Raw genomic sequence first — 19,203 nt, forward strand, 5'->3', positions numbered from 1 at the left:
ATTGTGAATTGCTTTCAGTACAGTAAAGATATAAAAAGAAAATTATAATAAGAATACGGATTTCCGTAAGGAAATTAAAAAAGATAGAAATAGTTTTAATAAAAAGTATTTAGATGAAACGAATTTTAGGATTGGATTTGGGAACCAATAGTATTGGCTGGGCTTTGATTGAAAAAGATTTCGACAAGAAAGAAGGAAGCATTAAAGGGCTTGGTAGTAGAATTATACCAATGAGTCAAGATGTATTAGGTAAGTTTGATTCTGGCGTGTCTATTTCACAAACAGCAGAGCGTACAGGGTATCGTAGTGTACGAAGATTGTACCAACGTAATATTTTAAGAAGAGAGCGTTTACACAGGGTATTGCATGTTTTGGGCTTTTTGCCAAAACATTATGCAAACGCTATTGATTTTAAAAAACGTTTAGGACAATTTAAGAAACATACAGAGGTAAAGCTAAACTATTGCGAAAATGAACAAGGAGAGTTCGAATTTATTTTTAAGAATTCTTTCAATGAAATGGTTAATGATTTTAAAGCACATAATCAGGATGTGAAAATACCATATGACTGGACTTTATATTATTTACGTACCAAAGCTTTATCTAAAAAGATTACTAAAGAAGAACTGGCCTGGGTTATACTCAATTTTAATCAAAAAAGAGGGTATTATCAATTAAGGGGGGAAGAAGAAGAGGTTGTAGAAGGTAAAACAAAAGAATTTGTTGCTCTAAAAGTTAAAAGCTTAGTTGATAGTGGGGAAACGATAAAGAAATCTGGCGATAAATTATATGATGTTTATTTTGATAATGGATGGAAGTACGACAAACAAATTGTTAAAATTGAAAACTGGGAAGGAAAAGAGAAAGAATTTATTGTCACTAGCAGTATAAAAAAAGATGGTGAAGTAAAAAGGACTTATAAAGCAGTAGATTCAGAAAAGGATTGGGTTGCTATAAAGGCAAAAATGGAACAAGACATTGATGCTTCTAAAAAACATATTGGACCCTATATTTATGAGGCTTTATTGCAAAACCCTACCCAAAAAATTAGAGGAAAACTTATAAAAACGATAGAACGTAACTATTACAAAAAGGAGTTTAAAGCTATTATTGAAGAGCAGTTAAAGCATCACCCAGAATTACAAAGTGAAAAGCAATATCAAAACTGTGTCCAAGAACTGTATCCAAGAAATGAAGCGCACCAAAATAATATAAAGAAAAAAGGTTTTTTATATTTATTTACAGAGGATATAATTTTTTATCAAAGACCTTTAAAGAGTAAAAAATCTACTATTTCTGGGTGCCAATATGAAATAAGATGTTTTAAGAAAAAAGAAGTAGATAAAGTAACTAAATTGGAAAAGGAAATTTGGGTAAATGAACCGTTAAAATCCATACCTAAATCGCATCCTCTTTTTCAAGAATTTAGATTGTGGCAGTTTTTAAAGAATCTTACCGTCTATCAAAAAGAAGATGCTACTGGTAATTTAATGGATAAAGATATTACCAATACATTACTGAAAACAGAAGAAGATTGGGCAGATTTGTTCACTTTTTTAAGCCTTAAGAAAGAAGTAGACCAAAAGCAACTTATTCAATATTTTATTGCTAAAAAATTAATAGAAAAAACAAACAAAGACAATTATAGATGGAACTATGTTGAGGATAAAAAATACCCTTGTAATGAAACCAAGGCGCAGTTTGTTTCAAGATTACAAAAGGTTGCTAGTCTAGATGTCACTTCTTTTTTAACATCAGAAATTACATACAATTTATGGCATATTATTTACTCTGTAAAAGACAAAGAGGAATATGAAAAAGCCTTAGGTACATTTGCTAAAAAGCATAGCATTGATGCATCTACTTTTGTAGATAGGTTTCAGAAATTTCCTCCATTTCCAAATGATTACGGCGCGTATTCAGAGAAATCCATTAAAAAACTATTGCCTTTAATGCGTAGAGGTTATTATTATAAAGAGGAGCATATTTCTACGGAAACAAAAGAAAGAATACATTCCATAATGGAGCGTGTAAATAGTTTGAAGTTAAAAGACAATTATACAAAAATAGACCTAAATAGCATTTTAGAAAGTGTTGCCGATGATGCTATTCCTATCCGATTAATTAAAAGCTTTATGCCTTTTAAAAATGGGAATCCATTTACAGGATTAAACACATACCAAGCCTGTTATGCTGTTTACAATAGACATTCAGAACCAAGCACCATAACGCAATGGAAAAGTCCACAAGACATTACACAGTTTTTAAATGAATTTAAGCAGCATAGTCTTAGAAACCCTATTGTAGAACAGGTAGTTACAGAAACCTTACGTACGGTTAGAGATATTTGGAATCATTATGGTAAAGGGAGCGAGAACTTTTTTAATAAAATTCATGTAGAATTGGGTAGAGAAATGAAGAGCCCAGCCGCAAAGCGAAAATCTATGTCTGACAGAAATACGGAAAATGAGAATACAAATAGCCGTATTAAGAATATTCTTCAAGAATTAATGAATGATGGCATTTCAAATGTAAAAGCATACTCGCCAAGCCACCAAGAGATATTAAAAATTTATGAGGAAGGCATTATACAAAACCCAGATGCGGATTATAGAAAAGTAAGCGAAGATGATATTTCTAAAATCAGAAAAAATAATTCGCCTACTAAAAAAGAAATTGAAAAGTACAAATTATGGCTAGAACAAGGGTATGTTTCACCATATACAGGGAGAATTATACAGTTAAGTAGATTATTTACTATTGATTATGAGATAGAGCATGTTATACCTCAATCTAGATATTTTGATAATTCATTAGGAAATAAAGTTATCTGTGAGAGTGAAGTTAATAGGGATAAAAGTAATATGACAGCCTATGAGTATATCTCTAAAAATGGAGGCTCTATTGTAGATGGAACACCAATTTTAGAATTAGAAAACTATGAGAATCATTGCAATCATTATTTTAAAAAGAACAGAACAAAACTTAGGAATTTATTAAGTGAAGAAATACCAGAAGGCTTTATTAATAGACAACTAAATGACAGTAGATATATTAGTAAATTAATAAAAGGCCTTTTAGGTAATTTGGTTAGGGAAGACAACGAAAAAGAAGCCATTTCTAAACATGTTGTTCCTGTAACTGGTGCAATCACGTCTAAATTAAAACAAGATTGGGGATTAAATGAAAAATGGAACGAGTTGGTTGCACCACGTTTTATGCGTTTAAATGAAATGACTAATTCTAAAGATTTTGGAGATTGGGATTTTCAGAAAGATGCTAAAGGGAATAATACTGGGAAGCAATTTTTTAGAACAAAAGTACCAGATGCTATATCAAAAGGATTTAACAAAAAGAGAATAGATCATAGACATCATGCTTTAGATGCTCTGGTGATAGCTTGTTGCACGCAAAAACACACTCATTATCTAAATGCACTAAATGCAGAGGAAAAAAATTATGGTTTGCGTGATGCCTTGTTGATTAAAAATAAAGAAGGTCATTATACCAAACATTTTATACACCCTTGGTCTAATTTTACTGTAGAAGCTAAACATAGTTTAGAAACTACAATAGTTAGCTTTAAACAGAACTTACGGGTTATTAATAAAACCAATAATAAAACATGGCAATGGGTTAAAAAAGAGGGTGCTTTTAAAAAGGTATTAGTAAAGCAAACCAAAGGAGATAATTGGGCTATCCGTAAGCCTATGCATAAAGAAACCGTTTCGGGAAAAGTAACCTTAACACGGGAACGAAAAACTCCTATTAGTTTTAATAACGCGATTGAAAGCCATCAGTTAATAGTAAATAAAGCCATTAAGTTAAAAGTAAAATTGGCGTTTAAATTGTTTGATGGTGACTTAGGAAAAGTTAAAAAATATTTTAAGAATAATCCTATTGAAATTAATGGTCTTGCGGTTAATAAAGTAACTGTATATGAAAAAATAGAAGCAACAGCTACGCGCGTAGCTTTGTCAGAAAAATTTACGCAAAAGCAATTACAAAGCATTACCGATTTAGGGATTCAGAAAATCCTATTAAATCATCTTAAAAATTATATAAATGAGGAAGGTAAAGAGGACTTTACTTTAGCATTTAATTTTGGAGGTATTCAAGCCTTAAATAAAAGTATGGTACAACTTAATAAAGGTAAGAAACACCAGCCTATTTATAAGGTTCGTTTATTTGAAGAAGGCAGTAAATTTCCCGTTTCTGAAGAAAAAAAGAGTGCCAAAAATACAAAGTATGTAGAAGCCGCAAAAGGAACTAATTTATATTTTGCTATGTACTTTAATAAAGAAAAAAAGAAACGTGTCTTTGATACCATCCCATTAAATGAAGTAATAGAACATCAAAAATGGCGCGCTACTATTACTAACAAAGAAGAGTCTAAAAATATACCTATGATACCTGTTGATCATACTAAAGGTCAATTTATGTTTTCATTATCGCCAAACGATTTAGTGTACGTGCCTACTGAAGAAGAAATAGAGAATCCGGCATTAGTAGATTTTGATAGGTTAAAAAAAGAGCAAGTAGGTAGAATTTATAAAATGGTTAGTACAACCCAAAATAAGTTGCAATGTGTGCCGAGTAAAGTTGCCACTTCAATCAAAAATAAATTTGAATTTTCGGCTCTAAATAAGATGGAACGTAGTATTACAGGAGAAATGATTAAAGAAGTATGTTGGAAGATTAAGGCGGACAGGTTAGGTAATATTATTGAGACAATAAAATGATAAAACGCACTCTATTTTTTGGTAATCCAGTATATCTAAGTACACGCAATGAACAATTGGTAGCGGCTTACCCAGATGAGGACAAGCCCAATAAAAATGCTGCCATAGAAGATCTAGGTTTTGTGGTTTTAGAGGATCCGCAAATAACTATTACCAATAGTTTGTTAATGAAATTGGTGCAAAATAAAACCGCTGTTATTACTTGTGATAAACAGCATTTACCTTGTGGTTTTTTGCAGCCTTTGGTAGGGCATACGGAGCAAACCGAGCGTATGCGACATCAGTTAAATGCATCGGTACCTTTAAAAAAACAATTGTGGCAACAAACCGTACAAGCAAAAATAGAAAACCAAGCGCAACATTTATTATTGCAATCTAAAAGTGCATTAAAACTAAGACGTTGGGCAAAAGAGGTAAAAAGTGGCGATGCCCAAAACCATGAGGCATTTGCCGCAGCTTATTATTTTCAGGAGTTGTTTAAACACGTAGATGGTTTTAGCCGAAACCAAAAAGGAGTTGCTCCAAACAATTTATTAAATTACGGCTACGCGATATTAAGAGCGGTTACCGCACGGGCATTAGTAAGTAGTGGTATGCTACCCTCTGTAGGTATATTTCATAGAAATAAGTATAATGCTTTTTGTCTGGCAGATGATATTATGGAGCCTTACCGCCCTTTTGTAGATGTTTTAGTGTATGATCTAGTAGCAACTGGTTGCCAAATAGAAGAATTAAATACGATGTTAAAAACAGAACTTTTGGGTATACCCGCTATGGATGTAGTAATAGAGGGTAAAAAAAGTCCTTTAATGAATGCTATGAGCCGTACCACCAGTAGTTTATACGAGTGTTTTCAGGGTAGTAGTCGTAGGGTGTTATATCCAGAGTTTTAAGTTATGTGAATATGCCAGAGCATTTTACCAGACTAAACCAATACCGAAGCATGTGGGTACTTGTATTTTTTGATCTACCAACCGAAACCCTAACAGAACGTAAGATGGCGGCACGTTTTAGAAAAAACTTGTTACATGATGGTTTTGCAATGTTCCAGTTTAGTATTTATATGCGTTTTAGTGCTAGTAGAGAAAATGCAGCAGTACACATAAAGCGCACCAAGAATATGCTACCCAAGAAAGGCAAGGTCTGTATTATGCAAATAACCGATAAACAATTTGGAATGATGGAACTTTTTCATGGGCAAAAAGAAATTCCACCCGAACCTCCTAGCCAACAATTAGAGCTTTTTTAGGTGCTTTATAAAATCAGAAATAGTAAAAGAGGCTTAATAAAATACTAAGAGGCTAATTTTTAAGTAGTTACTAAGTATTTATTTTTTATTTCTATAAAGAGGCTTAAATAACAGTATACCAGCCTATTATGGCGGGTATACTGTGAATTATCCTATAAAGATAAGAACTGAAAGCAATTCACAACCGCAGGGAGAAATTAATCAAAGAGAGTATAACTGTGAATTATCCTATAAAGATAAGAACTGAAAGCAATTCACAACAATATAAAGTATAACAAAATAAAAACAATAACTGTGAATTATCCTATAAAGATAAGAACTGAAAGCAATTCACAACAATTGTAAGGCGTCCCTATCCACTCCCGGAACTGTGAATTATCCTATAAAGATAAGAACTGAAAGCAATTCACAACTGCTTATCTACTAAGTTGTTTAGACGTTGACTGTGAATTATCCTATAAAGATAAGAACTGAAAGCAATTCACAACTGGCTTAGACCCAATAACCAAAATAGACGTACTGTGAATTATCCTATAAAGATAAGAACTGAAAGCAATTCACAACACCTCATTATTATCATAATCAAAATCCTCTACTGTGAATTATCCTATAAAGATAAGAACTGAAAGCAATTCACAACGCTTTCTAACCTTGTTAGGTTTAATTTTAGACTGTGAATTATCCTATAAAGATAAGAACTGAAAGCAATTCACAACAAAGCTTGATTGTATTTATGCTTTCCTATCACTGTGAATTATCCTATAAAGATAAGAACTGAAAGCAATTCACAACAGCTCGCTATATGTATAATAAAAACAATAAACTGTGAATTATCCTATAAAGATAAGAACTGAAAGCAATTCACAACTACTGCGCAGGTGAAACTTAGCAGGTTCGCACTGTGAATTATCCTATAAAGATAAGAACTGAAAGCAATTCACAACCTATTTTGTGCCAACAAAACATGACTTAACACTGCGAATCATCAATAAAACTAATGCATAAAAGGGTTGTTTTTTATCTCAGATTTTATAATGTTTATTTTATTTTTTCTCCCCATTCTGTCCATGAACCGTCATATATTGATTTTTTATTAGAGAGAATTTGGTCACTTGCTAACAATACAATACAGGCTGTGATTCCAGACCCACAACTAAAAACAAGTGGTTTTTGCTCTTGTATATGTCGCTCAAATATTTCTTTTAACTCTTTTTTTGTTTTATATTTTCCTTTGGTTAATAGTTTAGTGTACGGAAGATTAATTGAATTGGGAATATTACCACTTCTTAGTCCTTTCCTAGGTTCGGGAACTAGGCTTTTGAATCTTTCTTCGGAGCGAACATCCATAACCAGTTCTTTCTTGGATTCTAAATTCTCGTAAATATTATGAAAATTCCGTATAGATTTTTTGTCTAGATTAACTTTAAAATTTCCTTTTACGTATTCCCCTCTTGAACCTATTTTCTCGATAGGGAATTTATTTAATATCCATTCGGGGAATCCTCCATCTAAGATTGCTACATTTTTATGCCCCATAGTTCGCAATAACCACCAAGCTCTTGGACTAGAATAAATACCATCAATATCGAATACAACAATAATACTAGAATCATTAATTCCTAAAAGTTGGCAGTTTGTTTCAAATTGTTCTTTTGAAGGAAAAGCATTAGGAAATGGATTATTGACATCACTAAATTTATTTTTTAAATCAAAATAGCGTGCTTTTTTAATTGTATACTCGGTTAATTCAGACGCGATATGGACTCTTGTTTTCTGCAGGCTAGCATCTAAAATTATGACATCTGGGTTTTCTAAATTTTCATTTAACCAATTAACAGATACTATGGAATCCATTTTTTTATTTTTTAGGAATATGTTGCATAACAACAATATATTAAATAAGGTGTTGCGAATCCTGAATAAAAATAAGAAACTAAAATGCAAGAAGAGTAAAATTTATAGAATAAAAAAACCTGCTATAAAGCAGGTTTTTCCCAATCAAAAAAAATCTAAAAAGTGTAACACCCTAATTAAGCTACTTTTTTAAGATGATGTGCTTCTATGTTATCCTCTTTTTTTAAAGAATCTTTATAGTATTTTAATTTTTTGTTTTGTATGTAGGTTACCCAAATTAAAATAAGACAAATTACGGCAGTTGCTCCATTACCATCTTTAGATAACAGATGGGCAATAATACCAAAGGTGAAATTTAGAAAGAATCCTGCGTATGCCCATTCTAATAACCATTTTCCTTTATTAGATAATAAAATAACCAAGCCTAATGTTTGGGCAACACCTAATACATGGATTAAGTATATAGGATAGCCTAAGTTTTCAAATCTTAAAACTAAGGAGTCGTAATTAATATAGGAGTTTACTATTACGCTTATAATTGCAGCAGCAAATAATGTAATGGCAATGTTGTAATGTAATTTTGGGTTGTTCATAGCTATGGGGTTTTTATGTTTCTATAGCTAAAGTACGATCTTAATATTTTTTCTAGGACCAAACCATGGTGGTTGGTACATATCTGTAGACCAATGGTTTTATTTACTATTTTCAGTGGAAATTAGGACTAAGAACTACAAGATAGCATGGAACAACCTATTTTGTTTCTTGCCCAGTCGGGGCGTTTTGCAAACCATTTAATGTGCTCCATTTGTTCTTTATAAGGATTTTTAAGTATGGTAAAAAGGGTGTCTATTAAGGAGTAATCTCCTTTGTCGGCAGCTTCTATTGCCAATTGCGCCATATAATTACGGAGTACGTATTTAGGGTTGGTAAGATTCATTTTTTCTTTACGCTCCTTTGGTAGTACATTTTCTTGTTGTAATCTTTCTGCATAATTTTTAAACCAAGCGTCCCATTTTTCTTTAATGGCCTTAGTTACTTCGTCTGGTTTATACAAAGCATTCTTTATTAAGGAAAAACCTTCTTCGCTATTTTCAGAATTAAAATCGGATAAATTTCTAAAAAAGATAGTCATATCTGTTTCTGTTAGCTGCAAGTTTTCTTCTACTTCTTGTATAAGAGAAATGTCTTTTTTATATATGGTATATAAACCTAGTTTAGAGCGCATCATAGCTACATATTTTTCCGCATATAGGTCTGTGTATTCCGTTAGTATAGTTTCTAAGCCTTCGGTTTCATTTATTAAAGGATATAATGCATTAGCCAATTGGTAAAGGTTCCAAAGAACTATATCTGCTTGGTTGCCAAAACGGTATCTTTTGTGTTGTCTGTCTGTGGTATTGGGTGTCCAATCTGCATCATAATCTTCTAGCCATCCGTAAGGGCCATAATCTATGGTTAGCCCTAGGATAGACATATTGTCGGTATTCATAACCCCATGTACAAAGCCAACGCGTTGCCAATGGATTACCATTTCTAAATTGCGAAGCATTACTTCTTTAAAGAATTGCAAGTAGGTAGTTTTTGATGGAGTTCCTAAATGCGAAAAAAAATGGGAAATAGTATAATCGGTTAACTTTTTTAAGTTCTTGGTATCTTGTCTGGCAGAAAATATTTGAAAATTACCAAATCGAATAAAACTTGGTGCTGCTCTACAGACTACAGCTCCTTTTTCATATTCTGGGTTTCCGTTATACAGAACATCGCGTAAAACCTGATCTCCTGTTAAAGATAAAGAGAGGGCTCTAGTTGTAGGGATGCCTAAATGGTGTATTGCTTCGCTACATAAATATTCTCGAATAGAAGAGCGCAAGACAGCTAAGCCATCTGCAGTTCTAGAGTAAGGTGTGGGGCCAGCTCCTTTTAATTGTAGTGCCCAACGTTTAGAAAGGTGTTCTACTTCTGCTAAATTAATGGCACGACCATCTCCTAATTGCCCAGCCCAATTCCCAAATTGATGTCCGCCATAGCACATAGCATAGGGTTTGGTATTGGGTAAAATAGTATTGCCAGTAAAAGTTTGTACAAAAGTATCTGTTTTGCTATCCTCTAAAGAAAGTCCAATTGCTTCTAACATTTCTATAGATACATGAACTAGCTCTGGCTTTTTTGTTTTTTTTGGAGTAACTAAAGAATAACAAGCTCCACTTACCTGTCTAGGCGTATTCTCCAAAATAGGATCTTCCGGAAGTTCTTTATTATAGGTGTCTTTTATAGTTAGTTTCATGGTTCGTTTTACTCGATAATCGAGATTTAAATTCTCCGAGGCTTGCCTCGAAATTTTAAGGTTGTTTTTCTACGAATGCTTCGAGCTTAGTATATTATTTTAATTTGTCGGCATGCATTTTTCTTAATTTGGCCAACTTGGGTGTAATAACCGCGCTACAAAAACCTTGTTCTGTATTATTTCTGTAATAGTCTTGGTGGTACTCTTCTGCTTCATAAAAAATACCTAAAGCGCTTATTTCTGTTACAATAGGATCTTCGTAATAGCTAGCAACTTCTTTAGTTACTGCAGTAGCTATTTCTTTTTGTACATCGTTATGGTAATATATTACAGATCGGTATTGCGTTCCAGTATCTCCTCCTTGTCGGTTTAAAGTAGTTGGGTCATGACTAGTCATAAAAATGACTAATAAGTCGTGGTATGAAATTATACTAGAATCAAAAGTAACTTGTATTACCTCTGCATGGCCTGTTAAACCAGAACAGATTTCTTTATAAGTTGGTTTTCCTGGGGCAGTACCACCGGTATATCCAGAGACTATTTTTTTAACTCCTTTTATTTCGTTAAAAACGGCCTCTACACACCAAAAACAGCCACCTCCAAGGGTTGCTAATTGTATATTAGAATTATTCATTTGTATTGTTTTCTTTTTTTAATTGCATAGATTCAGAATTTACGCAGTAGCGCAATCCACTTGGTTCTGGTCCATCTGGGAAGACATGTCCTAAATGGGCGTCGCAAGTATTACACATAACCTCTACGCGAATCATACCATGGGTAGCATCTTTTTTATATTTAATAGCGTTTTCTTTTACTGGCTGTGTAAAACTAGGCCAACCTGTTCCAGATTCAAACTTAATTGTGGAGTCGAATAATGGCGTATTACAGCATATACAATTATAGGCGCCAGCATCATGAGCGCTGCAAAGTGCTCCAGAATTAGGTGCTTCTGTTCCTTTAAGTCTGGTTACACGAAACTGTTCTGGGGTTAATATTTTTTTCCACTCCAATTCTGTTTTTTCAATCCTTGTGTCTGGGGTAGGGCTTCCCTTAATACTAAAATTTATTACTTCTTTCCAAGTAAGCATATCTTGTTTTCTTTCGTTATTAAGTCTCCAAAAGGGTATAAAACTTACGGATCTATATGACGAAATTAAGTTAAATTTGACTTATGGGAAAAAGCTATTCTAATAAAACAATCTATTCTGTTTTAATGTTGGTGTGTGTGGTTGGCTTTTGGGCTTTTGAAAATTTTTATACACCAGACAACTATTCCGCTAAAGACTCTGAAGGTTTAAAAACAGAAGCGCCGAATTATTTATTGCCAAGTTCTACTACAGGTGATATTGTGGAACATTCCTATTATTCCTTGTCTTATAACGAAACCTATGAACAGGCAGAATGGGTAGCTTATGCTTTGGATAAAAAACATTTAACATCGGACGATAGAAAACGACCTTATTTTATAGAAGACCCTAAAGTAAGAACCAAATCTGCGGATTGGCGTAACTATAAACGTTCTGGGTATGATCGTGGGCATTTGTGCCCTGCAGGGGATCGTAGGTTTTCTAAGCAAGCGTATGACGAGACTTTTTACACCAGTAATATTAGTCCGCAAAATCGAGATTTTAATGCAGGGGTGTGGAATAGATTAGAAAATAAAACACGGTATTGGACAAAAAAATATGGAAGCATATTTGTTATCACTGGTGGTATTTTAGAAAGAGGGCTTAATGAGATAGGAGATGAAGATGTTGCTGTTCCTAATTATTTCTATAAAATTATAGCCAAGGGAAATAAAGATAATTTAAAAGTGGTTGGTTTTATCATGGAAAATAAAGAAAGTTCAGCGCCCTTAAAGGAATTTTTAGTGCCTATAGATGTTATTGAAAAGAAAACTGGAATAGATTTTTTTAGCCAACTTTCTAAGGAAAATCAATCTAAAATCGAATCTAAAATTAGTTTAAACGATTGGAAATTTTAAGCTCCTTCTTTAAGTCTATTTGCATCTAAACGCAAGAAAATAAATAGCAAAATTGTAAAAAAGAGTAAACCAGAACCACCATAACTCATATAAGGTAAGGGAATACCAATAGTTGGTAAAATACCAATTACCATACCTATATTAATAAAAAAGTGGATAAATAAAACAGAGATTACACCATATCCATACATTCTTGAAAAAGGGTTTTTTTGGCGCTCCGCTAAATGGACTAGCCGTAATAACAAGAATGTAAATAGTAAGACAACGGCTGAGGTGCCAATGAACCCCCATTCTTCTCCTATAGTACTAAAAATGTAATCGGAATGTTGTTCTGGAACAAAATCTCCTTTAGTTCTAGTGCCTTCTAAAAATCCCTTACCAAAGAATCCGCCAGATTCAATAGCTTTTTCGGATTGGTAGGTATTGTAGCCAATAGTTTTTCGTATTTGCTCTAGTTTTTTTGGGTCTTTTTCTAAACGCAACCAAAGACCAAATCTATCTCTGTGCCTTTGCTCAAAAACATTGTTAAATACAAAGTTGACTGATAATGAGAATAAGACGGTAATAACAAGGACACTTACAAAAGGAGCTATTGGTACTTTAAAAGTTTTTCTTTTTACAAGAAAGAAAATGGTAGTTAATAAGGCTAGGCCTATACATAGCCATAAGGTTCCAAATTTAAGAGTGGCAACAAATATTAAAATTAGGAGCAAGAGTATACTTAAATAATATAAAGGAAGACCTTCTCTAAAGATTACAAATATTAGTGCAAAAAATACTAAGGCGCTACCAGGATCGGGTTGCGGAATAATTAGTATTGCAGGTATAAATAGAATTAAAAGTGCGTATAATTGGTCTTTACGCCGTTTTATATCTGTTTGTATGTCGCTAAGATATTTTGCTAAAGCTAAAGCAGTAGTAACTTTTGCTAGTTCGGACGGTTGTAAATTAAAAAATCCTAAATCGTACCAAGATGTAGCTCCGGCAATGGTTTTTCCAAAAACAAATAGCCCAAGAAGCAATACTATAGAAAGAAGGTAAAATAAACTGGAAAAACGTTCGTAGAAGTTTACTTCTAAGGCTAATACGAGCATTATGGCTATAAGACTTGCACCTACGAAAAACAGTTGTTTTCCGTGTAATGTACTAAAGTTAAATATAGAAGGTTCTGCCTCTGTTACAGTACTAGAGTAAATATTTAACCATCCAATAAAAACTAAGGCGATGTAAAATAATACACTAAGCCAATCTACTCTTTTTAAAACGCTATTACCAGCCATACTCGTTAATCTTAAACTCCTCTCCGCTATACGGTTTAGCGTATTCGTGTTCTAAGGTTTTTTCTAGCATTTTTTTCTCTAAATTTTTTAAGGTGACTTCTCCTTTTATATATTTTTCAATCATTAGAGAGGCAATGTGGCCAGCATATCTAGAGCCATAATAGCCATTTTCTATATAAACAGCAATGGCAATTTGGGGGTTGTTTACAGGAGCAAAAGCAACAAATACAGAGTGATCCGTTAGTTGTGTTCGTACGCCATTTATTTTTATAAAATTTTCTGCGGTCCCTGTTTTTCCAGCAACTTCAATGCCTGGTATTTGAACCCATCTTGCTGTTCCTTTTCTGTATACATCTGCCATGCCTTGAATAACAGGCTCAAAATGTTTGCGATCTATAGTAGTATGCTTGGGTTCTGTAAATTTTGGATTAGAGATATCTTCTCCTTCAATTTTCTTTAAAATGTGCGGTGTATAATAATGCCCTCTATTGGCTATAGCAGCGGTCATATTTGCTAATTGTACAGGCGTTGCTAAAACCTCTCCTTGACCAATAGCATTAGAGATAATATAAGAAGAACTCCATCTATTGTCTTCATACCATTTGTCGTAATATTCTTTGCTTGGAATTCTACCTTTTTGTCCAAAGGGTAAATCGTACCCCAAGTAATCTCCTAAACCAAAACTCTTCATGTGTTTTTCCCAAACATCCATGCCTTCATCAGTAGTGTCGAATTTATCATATATTTTCCGAAAAGTACCTGCGAAATAAGCATTACAAGATTTATAGATTCCCGAATTCATATTACGTAAACCACCACCACAATGACATCCTTTTTTAGAGGTTCCTACATAAAAACCATTATAGCAACGTATGGTAGTGTTTGGTTTTATTACCTCTTCTTGAAGGGCAATAAGGGCATTAAGCGTTTTAAAAGGTGAACCTGGAGGTTGTTGTGCTAGTATGGATCTATCCCAGGTTGGGTTGGCAATAGTATCGTTATAAAGTTTGGTATAGTTTTTAGAGCGTTGTCTGCCAACTAAGAGTGCTGGGTTATATGTAGGGCCTGAAATCATAGATAGTATTTCTCCCGTTGAAGGCTCTAGTGCTACAATACCTCCACGTTTACCAACCATTAAGCGTTCTCCATATTCTTGAAGTACTTTGTCAATTGTAATACTAATTTGTTTTCCTTGTAAGGGTAATGTATCTAAAGCGCCCTCTTTGTAGGCACCAATATCTCTATTGAAACGGTCTTTTTGTATGTATTGAACGCCTTTTCTTCCCCGTAAAATTTCTTCGTATTGTTTTTCTACACCTGTTCGACCCGTTAGTTCTCCTTGAATATAGTCTTCGTTTTTAGCTAAATCACTTTCGTTTACTTCACTTATATACCCTAAAACATTAGCACCACTATTGGTATCGTAATAGCGTAAAGAACGTTTTTGAATATAAAACCCCGTGTATTTTCGCATTTTCTCTTGCAAGCGAGCATAATCTTCTTTAGATAGTTGGTGTACTAAAACAGAAGGGAGTCTTGGGGAATATACTCTAGCTTTTTTAAGACTCTTTATAAATTTTTCTTTTTCAATGTTTAATAAGCCACAAAATTCTAGAGTATCTAATGGTTTTACTTCTCTAGGTATAACCATTACATCATAAGCGGGGTCATTGCCAACTAAAAGCTTTCCGTTGCGGTCATAAATATACCCACGCTCGGGATAGTCATAAATGGCTTTTATAGCAGGATCTTCTTTAACTTGGTCTGGTGAAAAGCTAAATATTTGTAAATACGATAGCCTTCCCAAAAAGGTAATTCCAATAAGGATAATTAAGGAAGATAATAGTATTTTTTTCATTCTTTCTCTACACTAAACAGAGTACTAAAAAGCAAACAAAGTATTAAAGTCGCAAGTCCTGTTACGAACGCTTTTTTTAATATAAGTAAAACATTGGCAAAACTGAAAACTTCTAAAGTAAAAAACACAAGGTGATGTACTATAATTAATAACGCTAAAAATGTAATTTGTTGTATTTTAGTAGTGTTACCTAGTCTAAAACTTTGAAACTCTAAATTTACGCCGAAAATAAAACGCATTATTGCGGGTCTTAAATAGGCAATTGTTACTGTAGATGCTGCATGAATAGCCATGGTGTCTGATAAAAAATCTATAGAAAGCCCAAGTAAAAAGCTTAGTCCAATAAAGGCTGCTCTATTTTCTTTAATTGGGAACCAGTATAAAAAAAGGATATAAACCATTGGGTTTATAAACCCAAAAAAGTTTAGCCTGTTGAATACCATTACCTGCACTAAAACCAATAGTGTAAAACGTAAGATGTTAATAAAAAAATTAGTGTTGATCATTGGCAACGGTCTCTTTTTCTAATTCTAGTATTTCTGTTCTGTTGCGGTTAACTATAACATAAATATTCTTAATATTTGTCATATCATTAAATAAAGCAACATCGATATTAAAGAAGCTTTTCGAGGTATCTAGGTTAAACTTTTTTATAGTTCCTATTGGAATATTCTCTGGAAAAATACTACTCATAGCTCCTGTAACAATAGTATCGCCGATAGTTAGTGGTACTAGTCTAGGAATATCAATTAATTGTACAGTATTGTATTCTTTGGTATCCCAAATTAAAGAGCCAAAGTGATCTGTGTTTTTAATTTTGGCATTAATATTAGAATGTAGATTTAAGATACTTTGTATAGAAGCATAATTAGAAGATGTATTTTCTATAATACCAAGAATACCTTTGTCTGTAATAACACCCATGTCTTGTTTAAGGCTATCTTTCTTTCCTTTGTTTATAGTAATGTAATTGTGTTGGTTAGAGTAACTGTTTTTTATTACCTGACCACTAATTACAGTATAACCTATAGTGGTAGTATCTAGAGCTATACTTTCTGTTCTTTTACTGTTATATAGGTATTGACGAAGTTTTGTATTATCCTCAAGCAGTTTTTTGTTTTCTGTTTTTAAATCAAAATAAGAGGTAATATTATAGGTGGTTTGATAAATACCTCCAGTAACCCAATTAGAGGAATTAAAAAATTTAGACTGGTGATAGGAGTGCGATTGTATAGTTAAGGCTAAAGAAATAATCATCAAAAGGATATAAAGCAAGAATGTTTTATATCGAATTAGAAAATTAATTATTTGATGCATTCCGTTTTTTAAATGTGGTGCTTACAATGTTTTCAATTGGGGAGAATTAAAAACATAGGTTACGAATTAAAAGTCAACTATTTTATTAAGATACTCTTATAGCGTTCTAGGTTTTTTAAAGCAATACCAGTTCCTCTTACAACAGCTCTTAATGGGTCTTCTGCAATATAGACAGGTAGATCTGTTTTTTGGGATAACCTTCTGTCTAATCCACGTAACATAGAACCACCACCGGCTAAATATATTCCAGTATTGTAAATATCTGCAGCCAATTCTGGAGGTGTTTGTGATAAGGTTTCCATTACCGCATCTTCTACACGTAATATAGATTTGTCTAAAGCTTTGGCAATTTCTCTATAAGAAATTTGTACTTGTTTAGGTTTCCCCGTAAGTAAATCTCTTCCTTGAACAGATTTTTCATCTGGAGGGGTTTGTAGATCTTCTGTTGCAGAACCAATTTCAATTTTAATTGCTTCGGCAGTTGTTTCTCCTACATATAGATTGTGTTGGGTACGCATGTAATAAATAATATCGTTGGTAAAAACATCTCCTGCAATTTTCACAGATTTGTCACAAACAATACCACCTAAAGCTATAACAGCAATTTCTGTAGTACCACCACCTATATCTACAATCATATTTCCTTTAGGCTGCATTATATCTAAACCAATACCAATGGCAGCAGCCATTGGCTCATGGATTAAATAAACTTCTTTACCATTTACACGTTCTGCAGATTCTTTTACGGCACGCATTTCAACTTCTGTAATACCAGAAGGAATACAAATTACCATACGTAATGCAGGTGGAAACCATTTTTTCTTTAATGCAGGAATGTTCTTAATGAACATATTAATCATCTTCTCCGAGGCATCAAAATCAGCAATTACACCATCTTTTAGAGGGCGGATAGTTTTTATGTTCTCATGGGTTTTACCTTGCATCATATTGGCTTCTTTGCCAACTGCAATTATTTTCCCAGAAATTCTATCTCGGGCAACGATAGACGGACTGTCCACCACTACCTTATCCATATGTATGATAAGTGTGTTGGCAGTACCTAAATCAATTGCAATTTCCTCTGTTAAGAAATCAAAAAATCCCATAGTTCGTAAGTTTGGTTTCGATTAAACGTGCATTTCGTCGATAAAGGTACTAAAATTAATGCTTAAAATGACGTGTGCCGGTCATAACCATAGCAATTTCATTTTCATTGCAATAGTCAATACTTAATTGGTCTTTTATAGATCCACCTGGTTGTATTACACAAGTAATTCCGCTGTTCCCTGCAATCTCTACGCAATCAGGAAAAGGAAAGAAAGCATCGCTCGCCATTACAGCCCCTTTTAAATCAAAATTAAAGGATTGAGCTTTATGAATAGCTTGGTTTAAAGCATCTACTCTAGATGTTTGTCCTGTTCCACTAGCAAATAATTGTTTGTTTTTTGCTAAAACTATAGTATTACTCTTAGTATGCTTGCATAGTTTAGAAGCAAAAATTAAATCTTCAATATCACTATCGGAAGGAGCAAGTGTAGTTGCTGTCTTTAAATCTTCAATAGCATCTGTTTTAGCATCTTTCTCTTGTAGTAAAATACCATTTAAACAAGTACGTACATTGTTATTTGGTAATTCAATTTCATTCTGAATTAAAAGAATACGATTCTTCTTACCTTTTAAGATTTCTAAGGCATCTGCGGCATAGCTAGGAGCAATTACTACTTCACAAAAAAGTTTATGAATTTCTTCAGCAGTAGCTTTGTCAATTTCTTTATTACTAATAAGAACGCCACCGAAAGCAGAAACTGGGTCACCTGCTAAAGCGTCTACATACGCTTGGTGAAGTGTATCGCGTTGGGCAAGACCACAAGCATTATTGTGTTTTAAAATGGCAAATGTTGGAGCGTCATTTTTAAACTCATTCATTAAATTAACAGCAGCATCAACATCTAATAAGTTATTATATGATAATTCTTTACCGTGAAGTTTGTTGAACATAGCATTAAAATCTCCGAAGAAAAACCCTTTTTGGTGTGGGTTTTCTCCATAACGTAAAACCTTTCCTTGGGTTTCACTAATTTTCAATGCAGCCTCTTCATGGTTTTTGTTGAAGTAATTAAAAATAGCACTGTCGTAATGAGAAGAGACATTAAAAGATTTTCCTGCAAAACGCTTACGGTCTTCCAAAGTTGTAGCTCCGTTGCCATTGCTAATTAATTCTAACACCTCGGAGTAATCTTGCATAGAAGACACACAAAGAACATCTTTAAAATTTTTAGCTGCAGCACGTATTAAAGAAATACCGCCTATATCTATTTTTTCAATTATATCTTGTTCTGGAGCACCGCTAGCAACCGTTTTTTCAAAAGGATATAAATCTACTATTACAATATCAATCTGTGGAATTTCAAATTCCGCTAATTGTTTTTGGTCATTTTCGTTTTCTTGGCGATTTAAAATACCACCAAAAACTTTAGGGTGTAAGGTTTTAACTCTTCCGCCAAGTATAGAAGGGTAGCTAGTTACATCTTCTACCGGTACTACAGGGATACCTAAATCGGTTATAAATTTTTCGGTTCCTCCTGTAGAATAAATAGTTATTCCAAGTTCGTTGAACTTTCTTACAATAGGTTCT

General features: G+C 33.3%; 15 protein-coding genes and 1 CRISPR repeat array. Of the genes, 4 read left to right on the forward strand and 11 right to left on the reverse strand.

Features of this window, described 5'->3' with window-relative positions; genetic code table 11:
- Positions 1-113: 113 nt before the first annotated feature.
- From cas9 to cas2, 3 genes are read left to right on the forward strand one after another with little or no spacing between them, the layout of a single operon-like run.
- Complete coding sequence (gene cas9 / locus QZZ51_RS07900) at positions 114-4,742, forward strand: type II CRISPR RNA-guided endonuclease Cas9 (RefSeq protein WP_291868288.1); 4,629 nt, start codon at positions 114-116, stop codon at positions 4,740-4,742.
- Complete coding sequence (gene cas1, locus QZZ51_RS07905; RefSeq protein WP_291868291.1) at positions 4,739-5,635, forward strand: type II CRISPR-associated endonuclease Cas1; 897 nt, start codon at positions 4,739-4,741, stop codon at positions 5,633-5,635. The genes cas9 and cas1 overlap by 4 nt, the downstream gene beginning before the upstream one ends.
- 11 nt (positions 5,636-5,646) lie before the next feature.
- Positions 5,647-5,991 (forward strand): CRISPR-associated endonuclease Cas2, encoded by a 345-nt coding sequence (gene cas2 / locus QZZ51_RS07910; RefSeq protein WP_291868294.1) that lies wholly within the window; start codon positions 5,647-5,649, stop codon positions 5,989-5,991.
- 518 nt (positions 5,992-6,509) lie between these two features.
- Positions 6,510-6,935: direct repeats of the CRISPR family, unit length 46 nt; unit sequence ACTGTGAATTATCCTATAAAGATAAGAACTGAAAGCAATTCACAAC.
- Positions 6,936-7,029: 94 nt separating this feature from the next.
- On the opposite strand, the gene QZZ51_RS07915 is transcribed toward cas2, so the two are convergent.
- From QZZ51_RS07915 to msrB, 5 genes are all read right to left on the reverse strand, one after another.
- On the reverse strand, positions 7,030-7,845 hold the full coding sequence (locus tag QZZ51_RS07915; RefSeq protein ID WP_291868297.1) for a sulfurtransferase: 816 nt from the start codon (positions 7,843-7,845) through the stop codon (positions 7,030-7,032).
- A gap of 176 nt (positions 7,846-8,021) precedes the next feature.
- Positions 8,022-8,438, reverse strand: a complete 417-nt coding sequence (locus QZZ51_RS07920) for a DoxX family protein (protein ID WP_291868298.1) — start codon at positions 8,436-8,438, stop codon at positions 8,022-8,024.
- Positions 8,439-8,566: 128 nt separating this feature from the next.
- Complete coding sequence (locus QZZ51_RS07925; RefSeq protein WP_291868300.1) at positions 8,567-10,129, reverse strand: protein adenylyltransferase SelO; 1,563 nt, start codon at positions 10,127-10,129, stop codon at positions 8,567-8,569.
- Between the two features lie 94 nt (positions 10,130-10,223).
- Complete coding sequence (gene msrA, locus QZZ51_RS07930; RefSeq protein WP_291868302.1) at positions 10,224-10,763, reverse strand: peptide-methionine (S)-S-oxide reductase MsrA; 540 nt, start codon at positions 10,761-10,763, stop codon at positions 10,224-10,226.
- Positions 10,756-11,217 (reverse strand): peptide-methionine (R)-S-oxide reductase MsrB, encoded by a 462-nt coding sequence (gene msrB / locus QZZ51_RS07935; protein ID WP_291868304.1) that lies wholly within the window; start codon positions 11,215-11,217, stop codon positions 10,756-10,758. Before msrB ends, msrA begins: the two co-directional genes overlap by 8 nt.
- 83 nt (positions 11,218-11,300) lie before the next feature.
- Here msrB and QZZ51_RS07940 point away from each other — a divergent pair, with 83 nt between their 5' ends.
- Positions 11,301-12,113 (forward strand): DNA/RNA non-specific endonuclease, encoded by an 813-nt coding sequence (locus QZZ51_RS07940; protein ID WP_291868307.1) that lies wholly within the window; start codon positions 11,301-11,303, stop codon positions 12,111-12,113.
- On the opposite strand, the gene rodA is transcribed toward QZZ51_RS07940, so the two are convergent.
- From rodA to purH, 6 genes are all read right to left on the reverse strand, one after another.
- Complete coding sequence (gene rodA / locus QZZ51_RS07945; RefSeq protein WP_291868308.1) at positions 12,110-13,393, reverse strand: rod shape-determining protein RodA; 1,284 nt, start codon at positions 13,391-13,393, stop codon at positions 12,110-12,112. The genes QZZ51_RS07940 and rodA overlap by 4 nt on opposite strands.
- Complete coding sequence (gene mrdA, locus QZZ51_RS07950) at positions 13,383-15,251, reverse strand: penicillin-binding protein 2 (RefSeq protein WP_291868311.1); 1,869 nt, start codon at positions 15,249-15,251, stop codon at positions 13,383-13,385. The genes rodA and mrdA overlap by 11 nt, the downstream gene beginning before the upstream one ends.
- Complete coding sequence (mreD, locus tag QZZ51_RS07955; protein ID WP_291868314.1) at positions 15,248-15,757, reverse strand: rod shape-determining protein MreD; 510 nt, start codon at positions 15,755-15,757, stop codon at positions 15,248-15,250. Before mreD ends, mrdA begins: the two co-directional genes overlap by 4 nt.
- Positions 15,744-16,568 carry a rod shape-determining protein MreC gene (gene mreC / locus QZZ51_RS07960; RefSeq protein ID WP_291868316.1) on the reverse strand — a complete coding sequence of 275 codons (825 nt, stop codon included), beginning with the start codon at positions 16,566-16,568 and terminating at the stop codon, positions 15,744-15,746. Before mreC ends, mreD begins: the two co-directional genes overlap by 14 nt.
- Before the next feature lie 77 nt (positions 16,569-16,645).
- Complete coding sequence (locus QZZ51_RS07965; protein ID WP_121065246.1) at positions 16,646-17,674, reverse strand: rod shape-determining protein; 1,029 nt, start codon at positions 17,672-17,674, stop codon at positions 16,646-16,648.
- 55 nt (positions 17,675-17,729) lie between these two features.
- Positions 17,730-19,203 (reverse strand): bifunctional phosphoribosylaminoimidazolecarboxamide formyltransferase/IMP cyclohydrolase (purH, locus tag QZZ51_RS07970; RefSeq protein ID WP_291868328.1); only part of this gene is annotated, 1,474 nt, incomplete at its 5' end.

The sequence above is a fragment of the Maribacter sp. genome, assembly GCF_016744255.1.
Taxonomy (GTDB): domain Bacteria; phylum Bacteroidota; class Bacteroidia; order Flavobacteriales; family Flavobacteriaceae; genus Maribacter_B.

What these genes read in the sequence shown, in the direction of transcription:
- cas9 (WP_291868288.1), top strand. Translation starts at nt 114, where the DNA reads ATGAAACGAATTTTAGGATTGGATTTGGGAACCAATAGTATTGGCTGG.
- cas1 (WP_291868291.1), top strand. Translation starts at nt 4,739, where the DNA reads ATGATAAAACGCACTCTATTTTTTGGTAATCCAGTATATCTAAGTACA.
- cas2 (WP_291868294.1), top strand. Translation starts at nt 5,647, where the DNA reads ATGCCAGAGCATTTTACCAGACTAAACCAATACCGAAGCATGTGGGTA.
- QZZ51_RS07915 (WP_291868297.1), bottom strand. Translation starts at nt 7,845, where the DNA reads ATGGATTCCATAGTATCTGTTAATTGGTTAAATGAAAATTTAGAAAAC.
- QZZ51_RS07920 (WP_291868298.1), bottom strand. Translation starts at nt 8,438, where the DNA reads ATGAACAACCCAAAATTACATTACAACATTGCCATTACATTATTTGCT.
- QZZ51_RS07925 (WP_291868300.1), bottom strand. Translation starts at nt 10,129, where the DNA reads ATGAAACTAACTATAAAAGACACCTATAATAAAGAACTTCCGGAAGAT.
- msrA (WP_291868302.1), bottom strand. Translation starts at nt 10,763, where the DNA reads ATGAATAATTCTAATATACAATTAGCAACCCTTGGAGGTGGCTGTTTT.
- msrB (WP_291868304.1), bottom strand. Translation starts at nt 11,217, where the DNA reads ATGCTTACTTGGAAAGAAGTAATAAATTTTAGTATTAAGGGAAGCCCT.
- QZZ51_RS07940 (WP_291868307.1), top strand. Translation starts at nt 11,301, where the DNA reads ATGGGAAAAAGCTATTCTAATAAAACAATCTATTCTGTTTTAATGTTG.
- rodA (WP_291868308.1), bottom strand. Translation starts at nt 13,393, where the DNA reads ATGGCTGGTAATAGCGTTTTAAAAAGAGTAGATTGGCTTAGTGTATTA.
- mrdA (WP_291868311.1), bottom strand. Translation starts at nt 15,251, where the DNA reads ATGAAAAAAATACTATTATCTTCCTTAATTATCCTTATTGGAATTACC.
- mreD (WP_291868314.1), bottom strand. Translation starts at nt 15,757, where the DNA reads ATGATCAACACTAATTTTTTTATTAACATCTTACGTTTTACACTATTG.
- mreC (WP_291868316.1), bottom strand. Translation starts at nt 16,568, where the DNA reads ATGCATCAAATAATTAATTTTCTAATTCGATATAAAACATTCTTGCTT.
- QZZ51_RS07965 (WP_121065246.1), bottom strand. Translation starts at nt 17,674, where the DNA reads ATGGGATTTTTTGATTTCTTAACAGAGGAAATTGCAATTGATTTAGGT.